The organism is Enterobacter sp. 302C9 (assembly GCF_034106085.1).
GTDB lineage: Bacteria > Pseudomonadota > Gammaproteobacteria > Enterobacterales > Enterobacteriaceae > Enterobacter > Enterobacter asburiae_B.
In genome coordinates, this window is sequence record NZ_JAWNBW010000001.1 from 153,529 (window position 1) to 167,764 (window position 14,236).

The window sequence follows — 14,236 nt, forward strand, 5'->3', positions numbered from 1 at the left end:
TGCTCTGTGCGCCGCCGTTCCCCCTCGTTTTCATTTCTGGCACACCCCTTGCAACACCTTCTGCGTAAGCTGCGGCCATTACCGAATTCTGACTGGAGGGGATCTATGAAGCTGGTTACGGTTGTAATCAAACCATTCAAACTCGAAGACGTGCGTGAAGCGTTGTCTTCAATGGGTATTCAGGGACTGACTGTCACCGAAGTGAAAGGCTTTGGTCGTCAGAAGGGTCATGCCGAGCTTTATCGCGGGGCGGAATACAGCGTTAACTTTCTGCCAAAAGTAAAAATTGATGTCGCGATTGCTGACGATCAGCTTGATGAAGTCATTGATGTCATTAGCAAAGCGGCCTATACCGGCAAAATTGGCGACGGCAAAATTTTCGTTGCCGAACTGCAGCGCGTCATTCGCATCCGTACCGGCGAATCTGACGAAGCGGCATTGTAAATAACGCCTGGCACACAGTGATAGGGATCGAGAAAATGAAGATAGCAACACTTAAAACGGGTCTGGGTTCGCTGGCGCTGCTGCCGGGCCTGGCGCTGGCTGCTACCCCTGCGGTGGTCGACAAAGCCGATAACGCCTTTATGATGATCAGCACCGCGCTGGTGCTGTTCATGTCAATTCCAGGCATTGCGCTGTTCTACGGCGGTCTGATCCGTGGCAAAAACGTTCTCTCCATGCTGACGCAGGTTGCTGTGACGTTCGCACTGGTCTGCGTGCTGTGGGTGGTTTACGGTTACTCGCTGGCGTTCGGTACGGGCAACGCGTTCTTTGGTAACTTCGACTGGGTGATGCTGAAAAATATTGAGCTGACCGCGCTGATGGGCAGTTTCTATCAGTACATCCACGTTGCGTTCCAGGGCTCCTTCGCCTGTATTACCGTCGGGCTGATTGTGGGCGCGCTCGCCGAGCGTATTCGTTTCTCTGCCGTGCTGATCTTCGTGGTGGTCTGGATGACGCTCTCCTATGTGCCGATTGCGCACATGGTCTGGGGTGGCGGTCTGCTGGCAACGCACGGCGCGCTGGACTTCGCGGGCGGTACCGTTGTACACATCAACGCCGCGGTAGCGGGTCTGGTGGGTGCCTACCTGATTGGCAAACGCGTGGGCTTCGGTAAAGAAGCGTTTAAACCGCACAACCTGCCGATGGTGTTTACCGGTACGGCTATCCTCTACTTTGGCTGGTTTGGCTTCAACGCCGGCTCGGCAAGTGCAGCAAACGAAATCGCCGCGCTGGCCTTCGTGAACACCGTTGTGGCCACGGCGGGTGCAATCCTCTCCTGGGTGTTTGGCGAGTGGGCGGTACGCGGTAAACCGTCACTGCTGGGTGCCTGCTCGGGTGCCATTGCCGGTCTGGTTGGCATTACGCCAGCATGCGGTTATGTCGGCGTGGGTGGCGCGCTGCTGGTCGGCCTGGTGTCCGGTCTGGCGGGTCTATGGGGCGTGACCGCACTGAAACGTGTGCTGCGCGTTGACGACCCATGCGATGTGTTTGGTGTTCACGGCGTGTGCGGTATCGTGGGTTGTATCATGACCGGTATCTTCGCCGCGAAATCGCTCGGTGGCGTGGGCTACGCAGAAGGCGTGACCATGGTTCATCAGGTGCTGGTGCAGCTGGAAAGTATTGCTATCACCGTTGTCTGGTCTGCCGTTGTGGCCTTCATTGGCTATAAGCTGGCGGATATGACGGTGGGTCTGCGCGTACCGGAAGAGCAGGAGCGCGAAGGTCTGGACGTCAACAGCCACGGCGAGAATGCGTATAACGCCTGATAAACAGCAAAACGGCAACCTTTGGTTGCCGTTTTTAATGTGTATCCCCTCTCCCCTTGGGAGAGAGGGTCAGGGTGAGGGCATCAGGCCGCACACAATCACCCGCGATTACGCATTACTCCTTCCTGCACCGTAGACGCGACCAGCACGCCATCCTGAGTATAAAACTCCCCGCGCACAAACCCGCGCGCGCTCGACGCTGACGTACTCTCCACGCTGTAAAGCAGCCACTCATTCATGTTGAACGGACGGTGGAACCACATGGAGTGATCGATCGTCGCGACCTGCATCCCTTTTTCCAGGAAACCAACCCCGTGCGGCTGCAGCGCCACCGGCAGGAAGTTGAAATCTGACGCATAGCCTAGCAGATACTGATGCACGCGGAAATCTTCCGGCACGGTCCCGTTGGCACGGATCCAGACCTGGCGCTTCGGTTCGGCGGTATGGCCTTTCATCGGGTTGTGGAACTCAACCGGGCGGATCTCCAGAGGCTTATCGCAGAGAAATTTCTCTTTGACCTGCGGCGGAAGCAGATGCGCCAGCGCGCGGGCGATATCCGTCTCTGATTTTAAAGAGTCGGGCGACGGAGCCGGGGGCATCACTTTTTGATGCTCGTAGCCGGATTCCGGCGCCTGGAAAGAGGCGGTCATGTAAAAGATCGGCTTGCCGTTCTGAATAGCTGCTACGCGGCGCGCGCTGAAGCTGTTGCCGTCTCGCAGGACTTCAACGTCATACACAATCGGTTTTGCGCTATCGCCAGGGCGTAAGAAGTAGCTGTGGAACGAATGCACCAGACGGTCTGCCGGGACAGTCTCCTTTGCTGCGTACAGAGCTTGTCCAACGACTTGCCCCCCGAAGACCTGGCGTAAGCCGAGATCTTCGCTCTGTCCGCGAAAGAGTCCTTCCTCAATTTTTTCCAGATTCAGTAATGTCAGCAGATTGTTCAGTGCCTGACTCATAGTTGTCCTCAATAAACGCCGTAGCGAAAGATAGGCAGAGTATAACGCAGAAATGAAAGTGGTCCGATGGGTAGAATAATCTGAATATCGGCACGTTTTCAGGCATAAATCGGTGATCTGTGCCACACTTGAATACGTTATGTGATTGAAACGACATCGGATGGGATCGATCCCGCTGGTGCATTGATAAGGAGACTTCAATGAAACTCGTGCCCATGCTAAGTGGTGTAGCTATTGCGGTGGCGTTGTCCGCCTGTGCCGGTAAAAGCGCCCAAGTGCCAGTACCAGCAGCCGACCCGAACGGGATTAATACCCTTTCACAGCAATCCATTCAGCAGCCTAATGTTTCCGGTACCATCTGGATTAAACAGAAAGTGGCGTTGCCGCCGGATGCGGTATTAACCGTAACGCTGTCTGATGCTTCTCTGGCCGACGCGCCGTCGAAAGTCGTGGCCCAGCGCGCCGTTCGTACTGAAGGCAAGCAGGCGCCGTTTAGCTTCGTATTGCCGTATAACCCGTCGGACGTGCAGCCTAACGCCCGTATCCTGCTGAGCGCAGCGGTTACCATCAACGGCAAACTGGTGTTTATCACCGATACGGTCCAGGAAGCGATCAACAACGGTGGGACAAAAATCGACCTGAACCTGGTGCCGGTGCAGCAGACCGAAGTGCCGGTCGCACCGCAGACCAATCAGCCGTCTCTGCCAACTCCACCGACTCAGATGTAATTTCTGCATTTCCCCTCTCCTCCGGGAGAGGGGTCAATACACCCAGCGAAACTTCTGCAAATCGATCTGACCCGACCCTGACACCTGCACACCCTCTGAAAGTAACGCCTGACGCTGGCGCTGGAGATCCGGCCCGGTGAGCGAAATGGCGCCATGACGGTTCACCACCCGATGCCAGGGCAGCGTACTGCCTTCCGGCAGCCGTTTCAGGACGCCTCCAACCTGTCGCGCCGCGCGCGGGGAACCGGCCAGACGCGCGACATCACCATAGGTGGTGACGTAGCCTTCCGGGATTGAGGCCACGATTTGCCATACGCGCTGTGGAAAGGAGTCGTGTTCGTCCATACCTTTACCTGTGGGAGTTTCTGGAAAGCTATGGTAAACGAAGATCTTCATGATTGCTGCGCCTGTTTGCGCAAGAAACCAGCATCCGGTTGCTGGTCGCTTGCAATTGGGCTTTAGCACAGGGATAATGCGCCAGCGCGTTGGTTATCAACGCTCTCAATGGGGGCTCTGTTGGTTCTCCCGCAACGCTACTCTGTTCACCAGGTCAGGTCCGGAAGGAAGCAGCCAGGGCAGACGACGTGTGTGCCGGGATGTAGCTGGCAGGGCCCCCACCCATTTGTGACCTCCTAAGATTCTTCTGCTTCACCTCTCCCTTACATCATTACTCCACAATAAAACTACGCCTGTATCGTGTAATATATATTTCATTACACTGAAATATTATTGTCATAAACCTGTAATAATAGACTGTCATTTTATAATCGGACGGTTATTTTCTTCCATAACTCAAAAAAATATATATCTGGATAACATTGTTAAGTTCGTGTATTAAATAAAGTACTTATTCCGAAGGGAAGTGACAAACATGGCTACAGCGGTATTAAACGTTAAGATTGATGACGCGCTAAAAGAAAGGCTTCGGCACTATGCGGAAGTCAATAACGAGAATTTAAGCGTGACGACAGAGAAACTGCTGCTGCTGGCGTTCGAAGCAGTAGAAGAGGCGGGAGTATCGGAAGAGGATATTGATAATCAGCATACGGAAGAAGAGAGTGTTTCTCCTTTTACTCCTAAAGAAATCAAGGCTCTACGTAAACTTCTGAAGAAGAGAAAATGAAACAACAACTGTCAACCGCCAGTGACTACAACGAGGCCTGCGATCTGTTGCGTTCAGGCTACGTGAAGCATGTACGTCTTGGCTGGAATGTTGGAAGCGATGAGTTCTTTCGAATTGCGTCTGACTGGTGTGATACCGGTGCAAAAATTAAGAAAGACGGTGATAACTTCGTTATTTCACTAAAAGGCTTTCCTATTCCTCCTCAGCATTAAACCCTGACCAGTGAAAACTGCTGACTGCATATGTTACAGTCAGCAGTTTTTATTTTATGATCTGCTTCTAATATTTTAATATTAGATCACGCTGCGTTTTAACGATGGCACGTTTTTATTCAAGGCGAGCCATAACGGTTTGATCCTCAGCAACGCCTGCTCAAGCTCTGTCGATTCCAGCGAGAAGGGCATCCGTAAATAGCGGTCAAACGCCCCCGATAAACCAAATCGCGTCCCGGTTCCCAGGTTAATCCCGATTATTTCTGCCCGCGCGGCAAGCTGTGTCGCCAGCATGCCCGGAAGCTCTATCCAGTAAGAGAGTCCGCCTTCCGCCTCGTGGAATTTCCACTCCGGGAAATGCTCGCGCAGCAGGTCACCACATCGATCGCGCCGTTCCGCCAGCATCTTCCGGCGTGCGGGCAGAAACGTCTCGCTGTTGTTAATGAGCCACTGCATTGCCAGCTGTTCGAGCAGCGGCGAGCCTAAATCCAGAGTATCCCGCGTCTGGGCAAGGGTGGCGATGATGCGCGATGAGGCGCGGATCCAGCCGAGACGCAGCCCGCCCCAGAAGCTTTTTCCGGCAGAGCCTAAGGTGATGACGGTGGCCTGCGGGTTAAAGGCGGCCAGCGGTGGCGGGGGAGGCGCATCAAACCAGAGATCCACCATCGTTTCATCCACCACCAGCGCCGTGCGGGTTTGGGCTGCAATATCCGTGATGGCCTGACGGGTGGCGATATCCATACAGCGCCCGGTCGGATTATGAAAATCTGGCATCAGATAGGCCAGACGCGGCGCCGTCTGGGCAAGCGTTGCGGCAAAGCCATCCGTATCCCAGCCGGTTTCCGGCAGCGACACCCCGACTGGCCGACATTGCGCCCCCTGAATGGCGGCAATCGCCAGCGGATAGGTGGGGTGATCGACCACGACGCGGTCCCCCGGCCCTGTCATCATCCGTAGTATCAGCGCAAAGCCGCTGACGGCGCCATTGACCACCATCACTTCGTCTGCGCGGGTGGGAAGGCCCCGCGCGGTATAGCGCGCAGCGATGGCCTCCCGCAGCGTCGGTAGCCCCAGCTGATCGTAGCCCGTCAGCGAGAGATGCGGGGTAATGGCCGTGAGCGCATGGGCATAAGCCTGATGGATCTCCGGACCGGCATTCAGGGCGGCAGTAGAGAGATCCAGTGCGGCGCTCGCCGCGGAAAGGGTGGGAACGGCGCGCGTGTCCGGGAGAATGACCCGCGACCCGCTGCCGTGGCGGCTTTCAAGGTACCCCTCTTCACGCAGGTGGGCGAGCGCGCTGCTGATGGTGGTTCGGCTCACGTCCAGCGCCGTGGCCAGCTCACGCTCGCCCGGCAGCCGCGTATTCAGTGCCAGACGCCCATCAAGAATTAACAAACGCAGCGCGTCGGCCAGCTGTCGCCAGAGCGGGGTGCGGGATGAGGCTTGCTGCCAGTGGCCTAAAAGGCGTACCAGAGACAGGCTTCCGAAGCGACGTGATGACATATGCAGTCCACTATTTGAAAACTGGACATTAATCATAGTGCCATTTTAGGTCAGGATGAAAGCATGGTTCACTGGAGAAAATAAAAATGGTACGTCGTCTGCTACAACTCTATGTCGGTTTAGGACTGTATGGCCTTTCCACCGCAATGTTTATTCGTTCCGATTTGGGTGTCGATCCCTGGGATGTGTTCCACCTCGGGGTGGGGATGCAGCTGGGGATGACTATCGGGACGGTGATCATTGTGACCGGCGCGGCGGTGCTGCTGCTGTGGATCCCGCTGCGCCAGATGCCGGGCCTCGGCACGATCAGCAACGTGATTTGTATCGGCCTGGCGGCGGACGCCAGCATGGCGCTTATCCCGGAGCTGGATTCGTTACCCGTTCGAATTGCTTTCCTGGTGTCGGGCATCGTGATGAACGCGATTGCGACCAGCATGTACATCGGGGCCGGTTTCGGGCCAGGCCCGCGCGACGGCCTGATGACCGGCATTCACGCCCGGCTGGGGTGGTCCATTCGCAGCGTGCGTACCTCAATTGAGGTATCCGTTCTGCTGATTGGGTGCGTGCTTGGCGGCACGTTTGGGGTGGGAACCGTACTGTATGCACTGACCATTGGCCCGCTTATCCAGCTCTGCCTGCCCTGGTTCCGCCAGAAGCCACGCATTGCGGAAATACCCCAGCCGGAGCGGGTTGTTTAATTTTGCGAAGCGCTCACATGTTTTAACGGCGTCGCTGTGCCAGAATAGACGCTTCGAAAATCGCGATGCCAGAAAGCATGAAAGCAATCACTCTCTATGATGTCGCCCTCCTTGCGGGGGTTTCTTATCAGACCGTTTCCCGCGTCATTAACGACGCGGAACATGTGTCTGCCCGCACGCGAGAAAAGGTGCAGCAGGCGATGGCGGAGCTGCACTACGTTCCTAACCTTCGGGCGCAGCAGCTGGCGGGGAAACGCACCCGTACGCTGGGCCTCATCACCACCGATCTGGCCCTGCACGCGCCTTCGCAAATTGTGTCGGCGGTCAAATCGCGTGCGGCGGAACAGGGGGCGAGCGTCCTTATCTCCATGGTGGAGCAACCCCAGCAGTGTCAGGCCGCGCTTCAGGCGCTGCTGGCACAGCGGGTGGACGCGCTGCTGGTGAATGTGCCGCTTGACGATCCGCACGCCGAAGAGCTCGGGGCGCTGGCGTCGCCCGTCCCGGTGCTGTTCCTCGATGTGGCGCCCTCAGCGCGGGTAAACAGCCTCGTGTTTAACGCGGAGCAGGGGGCGCGTCTGGGCGTTGAGCATCTGCTTTCTCTGGGGCATCAGCGCATTGCCCTGCTGAGCGGGCCGGAAAGCTCGGTCTCTGCGCGGGCGCGCCTGGCGGGCTGGAAAGCGACGCTGGCGCTGGCGGGTCTTAACGCGACGGCTGTGGCCTACGGTGACTGGAGCGCGGCCAGCGGTTATGAGAAGGGACACGTGCTGCTGTCGGGTGCGGCATTACCGGACGCGATTCTGGTGGCGAACGATCAGATGGCGCTCGGGGTGATGCGCGCCTGCGCGGAAAAAGGGATCGCGATACCTGGCCAGCTTTCGGTGGTTGGGTTTGACGATACCGCTGACAGCGCCTGGTTTTCCCCGCCGCTGACAACCATTCGTCAGGCGTTTCGCGAGGCGGGCGAACGCAGCGTGGAGTGGCTGCTGGCACCTTCCGGGGGCGAAGCGTGCCGGCAGGTTCAGCTGCCGGTGACGCTGGTTACCCGTCATTCCAGCGCGCGCCGCAATCCTAAGCAGGCCGAGCGCGAGGATCTGGCGCAGCAGCTCAGAAGCCTGGCACTGCTTGCCGAGCAGATTGCCCGCAAATAAAACTTTGTGATCGGACTCGCTACCCCGCGATTGAACGCTTTACCGTTGCCCGGTGCCAGGGCATGTTAACCAAAATTGTGAGCGCTTCGCAAAGAGGTTACTATGTCCACCACTTCACCGCTGACCCTCAGCGCCATTCTGGCCTGTCGGGACTGGGAAAATCCTGGCGTCACCCAGTGGAACCGTCTGGCCGCACACGCGCCGTTACACAGCTGGCGCAATGAGCCCTCTGCCAGAGAGGACGCTGGATCGACCAGCAGGCACTCTCTGAACGGAGTGTGGCAGTTTAGCTTCTTTACCGCGCCGGAACGGGTTCCTCAGGCATGGGTAACCGAAGATTGCGCGGATGCCGTTGCGATGCCCGTGCCGTCTAACTGGCAGATGCAGGGTTTCGACACGCCCATCTATACCAATGTCACCTATCCCATTCCCGTTAACCCGCCTTTCGTGCCGCAGGAAAATCCGACCGGTTGTTACTCGCTCACATTTGAGGTGGATGACGCCTGGCTTCAGAGCGGGCAGACCCGCATCATCTTCGACGGCGTGAACTCCGCGTTCCATCTCTGGTGCAACGGACAGTGGATGGGCTATTCCCAGGACAGCCGGTTGCCCGCTGAATTTGACCTCTCTGCGGCATTACGCCCCGGGCAGAACCGCCTGGCGGTCATGGTATTGCGCTGGTGCGACGGCAGCTATCTGGAAGATCAGGACATGTGGCGCATGAGTGGCATCTTCCGCGATGTGGCGCTGCTGCATAAACCCGAGACGCAGATTGCCGATTATCACGTGGTGACGGACCTGAATGCGGAGCTGGATCGCGCGGTGCTGAAGGTGGATGTCGCGCTGGCAGGCGCTGGCTTTGCAGACTGCGAGGTGGTCATGACCCTGTGGCGCACGGGTGAAAAATGCGCCAGCGTTTCTCGGCGGCCAGGATCTGCCATCGTCGACGAGCGCGGCAGCTGGGCCGAGCGGCTAACGGCAGCGATCCCCGTCGACCAGCCCGCGCTCTGGAGCGCTGAAACGCCAGAACTGTATCGCCTGACGATTGCGCTTCTTAACCCGCAGGGTGAGGTGCTGGAGGTTGAGGCGTGCGACGTGGGCTTCCGCCGCGTTGAGATCGGCAATGGCCTGCTGAAGCTTAACGGTAAACCGCTGCTGATCCGCGGGGTTAACCGGCACGAGCATCACCCGGAAAACGGCCAGGTGATGGACGAAGCGACCATGCGCCGCGATATCGAAATCATGAAGCAGCACAACTTCAACGCCGTGCGCTGCTCGCACTATCCGAACCATCCGCTGTGGTACCGGCTTTGCGACCGCTACGGGCTGTACGTCGTTGACGAAGCCAATATCGAAACGCACGGCATGGTGCCGATGAGCCGCCTTGCTGACGATCCGCGCTGGCTGCCCGCCATGAGCGAACGCGTGACCCGCATGGTGCAGCGCGATCGTAATCATCCCTCGGTTATCATCTGGTCCCTGGGCAATGAGTCGGGCCACGGCGCGAATCACGATGCGCTGTACCGCTGGCTGAAAACCACCGATCCTACGCGTCCGGTGCAGTATGAAGGCGGCGGCGCGAACACGGCGGCGACCGATATTGTCTGTCCGATGTACGCCCGGGTCGATCGGGATCAGCCCTTCCCGGCAGTGCCTAAATGGTCAATCAAGAAATGGGTCGGTATGCCGGACGAAACGCGCCCGCTGATCCTCTGTGAATACGCCCACGCGATGGGAAATAGCTTTGGCGGGTTTGCGAAATACTGGGAAGCGTTTCGCAGCCATCCTCGCCTGCAGGGTGGATTTGTCTGGGACTGGGTCGATCAGGCCCTGACGAAACGGGACGAAAAGGGCAACGCGTTCTGGGCCTACGGCGGAGACTTCGGCGATAAGCCGAACGATCGGCAGTTCTGTCTAAACGGGCTGGTGTTCCCCGATCGCTCGCCGCACCCGGCGCTGTACGAGGCGCAGCGCGCCCAGCAGTTCTTTACCTTTACGCGGGTCAGCACCTCTCCGCTGGTGATTGAGGTGCAAAGCGGCTACCTGTTCCGCCACACCGATAACGAAGTGCTGAACTGGACGGTTGCCCGGGACGGGGACGTGCTGGCCGCGGGCGAGGTGACGCTCTCGATGGCGCCTGAAGGCACCCAGCGTCTGGAGATTGACCTGCCGGAGCTGGAAGCCGGGCCGGGAGAGGTCTGGCTGAACGTTGAAGTACGCCAGCCGCGGGCAACGCCGTGGTCTCCGGCTGACCATCGCTGCGCGTGGGAGCAGTGGCCGCTTCCGGCTCCCCTCTTTATTGCTCCGCCAGTCCCGGCGGGCGAGCCGCCGGTGTTAACGCAAAGCGAGCTCATCCTGGAGATCGCCCATCGTCAACAGCGCTGGCAGTTCGATCGCGCAACCGGAAACCTGTCCCAATGGTGGCGAAACGGCGTTGAAACGCTGCTTTCATCTCTGACGGATAACGTCAGCCGCGCGCCGCTGGATAACGACATTGGCGTGAGTGAAGCGACGCAGATCGATCCGAACGCCTGGGTTGAACGCTGGAAAGCGGCGGGCATGTACGAACTCACCTCGCGCGTTCTGCACTGTGAGGCACGGCAGCACGCAGACGACGTGGTGGTCACAACCCAGCACGTGCTTGAGTATCGCGGCAAAGCCCTGTTCATGAGCCGTAAAGTCTGGCGGGTGGACGATCGGGGCGTTCTGCATGGCGATATTCAGATTGATGTTGCGTCTGATATCCCTGAACCCGCGCGCGTTGGCCTGAGCGTTCATCTTGCCGAAACGCCGGAAAACGTTCACTGGCTGGGGCTGGGGCCGCATGAAAACTACCCGGACAGAAAGCTGGCGGCGCAGCAGGGTCGCTGGACATTACCTCTCGAGGCCATGCACACGCCGTATATCTTCCCGACGGAAAATGGTTTGCGCTGCGATACCCGGGAGCTTGTGGTAGGAACGCATCAGCTGAACGGCCGGTTCCATTTCTCGGTGAGCCGCTACGGCCAGCAGCAGCTGCGTGAGACAACCCATCATCATCTGCTGCGCGAAGAGCCGGGATGCTGGCTCAATCTCGATGCGTTCCATATGGGCGTGGGCGGCGACGACTCCTGGAGCCCCAGCGTCTCTCCGGAATTCCTCCTGCAGACACGCCAGCTTCGCTATACCTTCAGCTGGCAGCAGAACCCTTAACTGACCAAGAGATGCGGCCACAGAGCGTGGCCGCAGTCTTACGCCAGAATGCCGCTCAGGCCATGCAGGCTCATGTAAATCCCTACTACGGTAATCAGCGCAGCGGAGATCCACGGCGCTTTACGGGATAATTCGCTAAACCCGGGCCAGCGTTTGGTCGCGTGCTTGAGGCTTAAGGCGGCAATCGCGCCGGAAGCGACCAGCGTTAACGCCAGACCAATACTGAAGCTGAACACCAGCGTCGCGCCGAGGGCGAAATGCTTCAGCTGCAGGCAGATCAGCAGCACGGTGATGGACGCCGGACAGGGGATAAGCCCGCCGGTCAGGCCAAACATCACGATCTGTCCGGTAGTGACGTTTTGACCGCTGAAGCGCCGGTTAATATCCTGCGCGTGAGCGCGCTGGTGGGCGTCCTGCCACTCTTCTTCAACCAGCGAGTGTTCGTGGTGATGGTGATGATGATCATGATGGTGGTCATGGTCATGGTCATGGTCATTGTGGTGGTGATCATGGTCGTGATGATGATGATCGTGCGGCTGGCTCTCTTTCCAGGTTCGCCAGGCCATCCACAGGGCGATCGCAACGATCAGCACTCCGGAGATCAGCTGGAACCAGGGTTCGGACGTGTGCGCATCCCAGCCCCGACCAAACCATAATCCCGCCATCGCAACGAGCCAGACCACCGCCGTATGGGAGAGCGTGGCCGCCAGGCCGAGCAGCACCGCCTGTTTCAGCGTGCCTCGGATGGCAACAATAAAGGCGGCCATCATTGTTTTTGAATGGCCCGGTTCCAGGCCATGTAGCGCACCGAGCAGGATAGCGCTGGGAACAAACAGCCAGGCGTTGCCCTGCTGAAGGAGTGAAGCAAAATCGGTCATGGGAAATTCCGGAGTGGAAAGCGTGCGGAGATACTACTCCCCCCCAGTAGCGTAATACTACCCCCTAGTAGAAAAATACTCAGGGGGAGTAGAGCGTGATATGCTTTAAAAGCCAAAAAATAAAGGATACAGAGATGTCACATACCGTTCGAGACAAGAAGATGTTACTGACTCGCCTGAAGAAAATTCAGGGGCAGAGCACCGCGCTGGAAAAAATGCTCAACAGCGATCACGAATGCGCCGAGGTGTTACAGCAGCTGGCGGCGATCCGCGGGGCGGTGAATGGCATGATGATGCAGGTGATCGAAGGGCATTTAACCGATCATGTGGTGAAAGAGCCTGAAGAAGCGCAGCGTGAAGCCGATCTTGGCGTGGTGTTGCGGGTGATGAAATCCTATCTCAAGTAGCGTGCGTGCCGAGGTTATTTTCTGCCCAGAGAATAAATTCCGTTTTTGGCAGCGCTTTGCTGTAGTACCATCCCTGCCCGTACTGCACGCCGTGGCGGTGTAGCCAGGCGAGCTGCCCTGCGGTTTCGACGCCCTCCGCCACCATCGCCAGCTTCAGCGACTTCGCTATTTCAATGATGTGCGGTGTCACGTTTTTATACTCCAGCGCATCCACGAACGATTTATCAATTTTTAGCGTGTCGACGTCCAGATCCTGCAGATAGCTCAGGCTAGAATAGCCCGTGCCAAAATCATCAATATAAACAGGGTGGCCTGAACGGCGAAATGCGGCGATAGCCGGTGCGCTAATTTTGGGATCGGCAAAGCCGCGCTCGGTGAGCTCCAGGGCGATTTGCCGGGGGTGGATCTGCCACTTGTTCAGGAGCTGGCTCAACAGAGGCGGCAGGATGCCGGAGGTTAAATCGGCAGGGGCGAGGTTAATGGAGATATGCTGATCCGGATAGCGTTGCAGCCAGTGGCCCATATCTTCAAACACCTTTTCGATGACTAACTGCGTCAGCTTCGAGATGAGCGCCGTTTGCTCGGCAAGGGGGACAAAAATATCCGGCGAGAGGCAGCTTCCGTCTGGCTGCGGCCAGCGCGTTAGCGCCTCAGCGCCCACAATTTTTCCGCTACAGAGCGCCACGATGGGCTGATAGTGCACCACAAAATCCCGGCTGTTAATGGCGTCAAGCAGGCGATTGCGCGGCGACTGGATACGCCGCAGGATCCGCAGGACAAACAGTGCGGCGAGCAGGCTTATCAACATGCCGAACGGTAACCAGAAAAGAAGCTGCCGGTGCCAGGTTTCAGCCAGCGGTTTGAGCGTTGCCCATGCGACGACGGTAAATCCAAGCTCAGGTACAGACTTCATGACGTACATTGAACCGTTGTACTGCACGCTTTTCACACCCCGCTCCTGAACCATGTCGCGGATGTGAGAGTCGAGCTTGCTGCTGCTGGCAAATATGCGGTGCGTTGCGCTTCCTACCAGGGCGGCATCAATCGCTATCTCGCCGAAAGGGATCACGTCCACCAGCGAGGCAGGATCGATCATGACAAGGTAGTGGCCTTTTCCCAGCACCGTCATGTAGCGGTTAAACCCAAGATCGTTTTGCGTGGTCAGCCACGCGCTGTAACCATCTTCGGTAATGCGCATTGGAGGAGGGAAAGGGGACGCATGGCTGGTTTGCTCCAGGGAGGAGCAGAGCGGTCGAAGGTTGTCGATATAAATCACTTCCTGGACATATCGCCACGAGAAAGCGACCCGGCGCATTTCCCGCAATTGCAAGGGGCTACACGGCACGCCCTCAAAGGCCTGCAGGTGATCGAGCGCTTCTTTTGCCTGATCCACAACCCTGTCGGTGCGTACCAGCACGCGGGAGGCATAGTTATCCAGCGCATCGGCGAATTTATCTTCCGCCTGGCGATGGGCCAGCCAGATGCTCAGGCAAATGGGGACCAGCACAGAAAAGATAAGTACGCCAGTCACCAGACTGACCAGATGTCGGGTTTTCATGCTGTCGTGTCCTTCCTCGTATACCCGTTCCTGGGCATTGAGTTCCCTGCCTGAAGAGAAA

Annotated in this window: 13 protein-coding genes, 1 other RNA gene and 1 pseudogene; 10 read left to right on the plus strand and 5 right to left on the minus strand. The window is 57.8% G+C overall.

What is annotated here, in order from left to right; translation table 11 throughout:
• The first annotated feature begins 105 nt into the window (after positions 1-105).
• Both glnK and amtB read left to right on the plus strand, forming a co-directional pair.
• Positions 106-444: a P-II family nitrogen regulator gene (gene glnK / locus UR289_RS00735; protein ID WP_008503304.1), complete on the plus strand. Its 339-nt coding sequence runs from the start codon at positions 106-108 to the stop codon at positions 442-444.
• Positions 445-479: 35 nt separating this feature from the next.
• The gene (amtB, locus tag UR289_RS00740) at positions 480-1,769 is read left to right on the plus strand and encodes an ammonium transporter AmtB (RefSeq protein WP_023310584.1); all 1,290 of its coding nucleotides are present in this window, start codon (positions 480-482) and stop codon (positions 1,767-1,769) included.
• Between the two features lie 98 nt (positions 1,770-1,867).
• On the opposite strand, the gene tesB is transcribed toward amtB, so the two are convergent.
• Positions 1,868-2,728 (minus strand): acyl-CoA thioesterase II, encoded by an 861-nt coding sequence (tesB, locus tag UR289_RS00745; RefSeq protein ID WP_033144780.1) that lies wholly within the window; start codon positions 2,726-2,728, stop codon positions 1,868-1,870.
• A gap of 200 nt (positions 2,729-2,928) precedes the next feature.
• Here tesB and UR289_RS00750 point away from each other — a divergent pair, with 200 nt between their 5' ends.
• Positions 2,929-3,456 carry a YbaY family lipoprotein gene (locus UR289_RS00750; RefSeq protein WP_008503301.1) on the plus strand — a complete coding sequence of 176 codons (528 nt, stop codon included), beginning with the start codon at positions 2,929-2,931 and terminating at the stop codon, positions 3,454-3,456.
• Between the two features lie 33 nt (positions 3,457-3,489).
• Here UR289_RS00750 and UR289_RS00755 read toward each other — a convergent pair.
• A pseudogene (locus UR289_RS00755) lies at positions 3,490-3,886 on the minus strand (MGMT family protein).
• Between the two features lie 84 nt (positions 3,887-3,970).
• Between UR289_RS00755 and ffs the strand changes: the two are divergent.
• The 3 genes from ffs to UR289_RS00770 all read left to right on the plus strand — a co-directional run bounded on the left by ffs (position 3,971) and on the right by UR289_RS00770 (position 4,791).
• Positions 3,971-4,067, plus strand: an RNA gene (ffs, locus tag UR289_RS00760) — signal recognition particle sRNA small type.
• 260 nt (positions 4,068-4,327) lie between these two features.
• Positions 4,328-4,579: a hypothetical protein gene (locus UR289_RS00765; RefSeq protein WP_023310587.1), complete on the plus strand. Its 252-nt coding sequence runs from the start codon at positions 4,328-4,330 to the stop codon at positions 4,577-4,579.
• The gene (locus UR289_RS00770; RefSeq protein ID WP_023310588.1) at positions 4,576-4,791 is read left to right on the plus strand and encodes a hypothetical protein; all 216 of its coding nucleotides are present in this window, start codon (positions 4,576-4,578) and stop codon (positions 4,789-4,791) included. The genes UR289_RS00765 and UR289_RS00770 overlap by 4 nt, the downstream gene beginning before the upstream one ends.
• Before the next feature lie 81 nt (positions 4,792-4,872).
• Here the strand turns inward: UR289_RS00770 and UR289_RS00775 are convergent, their stop codons facing one another.
• Positions 4,873-6,294 carry a PLP-dependent aminotransferase family protein gene (locus tag UR289_RS00775; protein WP_320708975.1) on the minus strand — a complete coding sequence of 474 codons (1,422 nt, stop codon included), beginning with the start codon at positions 6,292-6,294 and terminating at the stop codon, positions 4,873-4,875.
• Between the two features lie 86 nt (positions 6,295-6,380).
• Here UR289_RS00775 and UR289_RS00780 point away from each other — a divergent pair, with 86 nt between their 5' ends.
• The 3 genes from UR289_RS00780 to UR289_RS00790 all read left to right on the plus strand — a co-directional run bounded on the left by UR289_RS00780 (position 6,381) and on the right by UR289_RS00790 (position 11,332).
• On the plus strand, positions 6,381-6,992 hold the full coding sequence (locus tag UR289_RS00780; RefSeq protein WP_023310590.1) for a YczE/YyaS/YitT family protein: 612 nt from the start codon (positions 6,381-6,383) through the stop codon (positions 6,990-6,992).
• 77 nt (positions 6,993-7,069) lie between these two features.
• Positions 7,070-8,140 (plus strand): LacI family DNA-binding transcriptional regulator, encoded by a 1,071-nt coding sequence (locus tag UR289_RS00785; RefSeq protein ID WP_096149986.1) that lies wholly within the window; start codon positions 7,070-7,072, stop codon positions 8,138-8,140.
• 102 nt (positions 8,141-8,242) lie between these two features.
• On the plus strand, positions 8,243-11,332 hold the full coding sequence (locus UR289_RS00790) for a beta-galactosidase (protein ID WP_320708976.1): 3,090 nt from the start codon (positions 8,243-8,245) through the stop codon (positions 11,330-11,332).
• Between the two features lie 38 nt (positions 11,333-11,370).
• On the opposite strand, the gene UR289_RS00795 is transcribed toward UR289_RS00790, so the two are convergent.
• Entirely contained in the window at positions 11,371-12,210 is an 840-nt protein-coding gene (locus UR289_RS00795; RefSeq protein ID WP_320708977.1) for a nickel/cobalt efflux protein RcnA, read from the minus strand.
• Between the two features lie 134 nt (positions 12,211-12,344).
• On the opposite strand from UR289_RS00795, the gene UR289_RS00800 reads away from it, so the two are divergent.
• A complete protein-coding gene (locus UR289_RS00800) occupies positions 12,345-12,617 on the plus strand; it encodes a metal-sensing transcriptional repressor (protein WP_023310594.1) in 273 nt (90 codons plus the stop codon).
• Here UR289_RS00800 and UR289_RS00805 read toward each other — a convergent pair.
• Positions 12,610-14,175 (minus strand): EAL domain-containing protein, encoded by a 1,566-nt coding sequence (locus UR289_RS00805; protein ID WP_320708978.1) that lies wholly within the window; start codon positions 14,173-14,175, stop codon positions 12,610-12,612. The two genes, UR289_RS00800 and UR289_RS00805, sit on opposite strands and share 8 nt — an antisense overlap.
• Between the last annotated feature and the right edge of the window lie 61 nt (positions 14,176-14,236).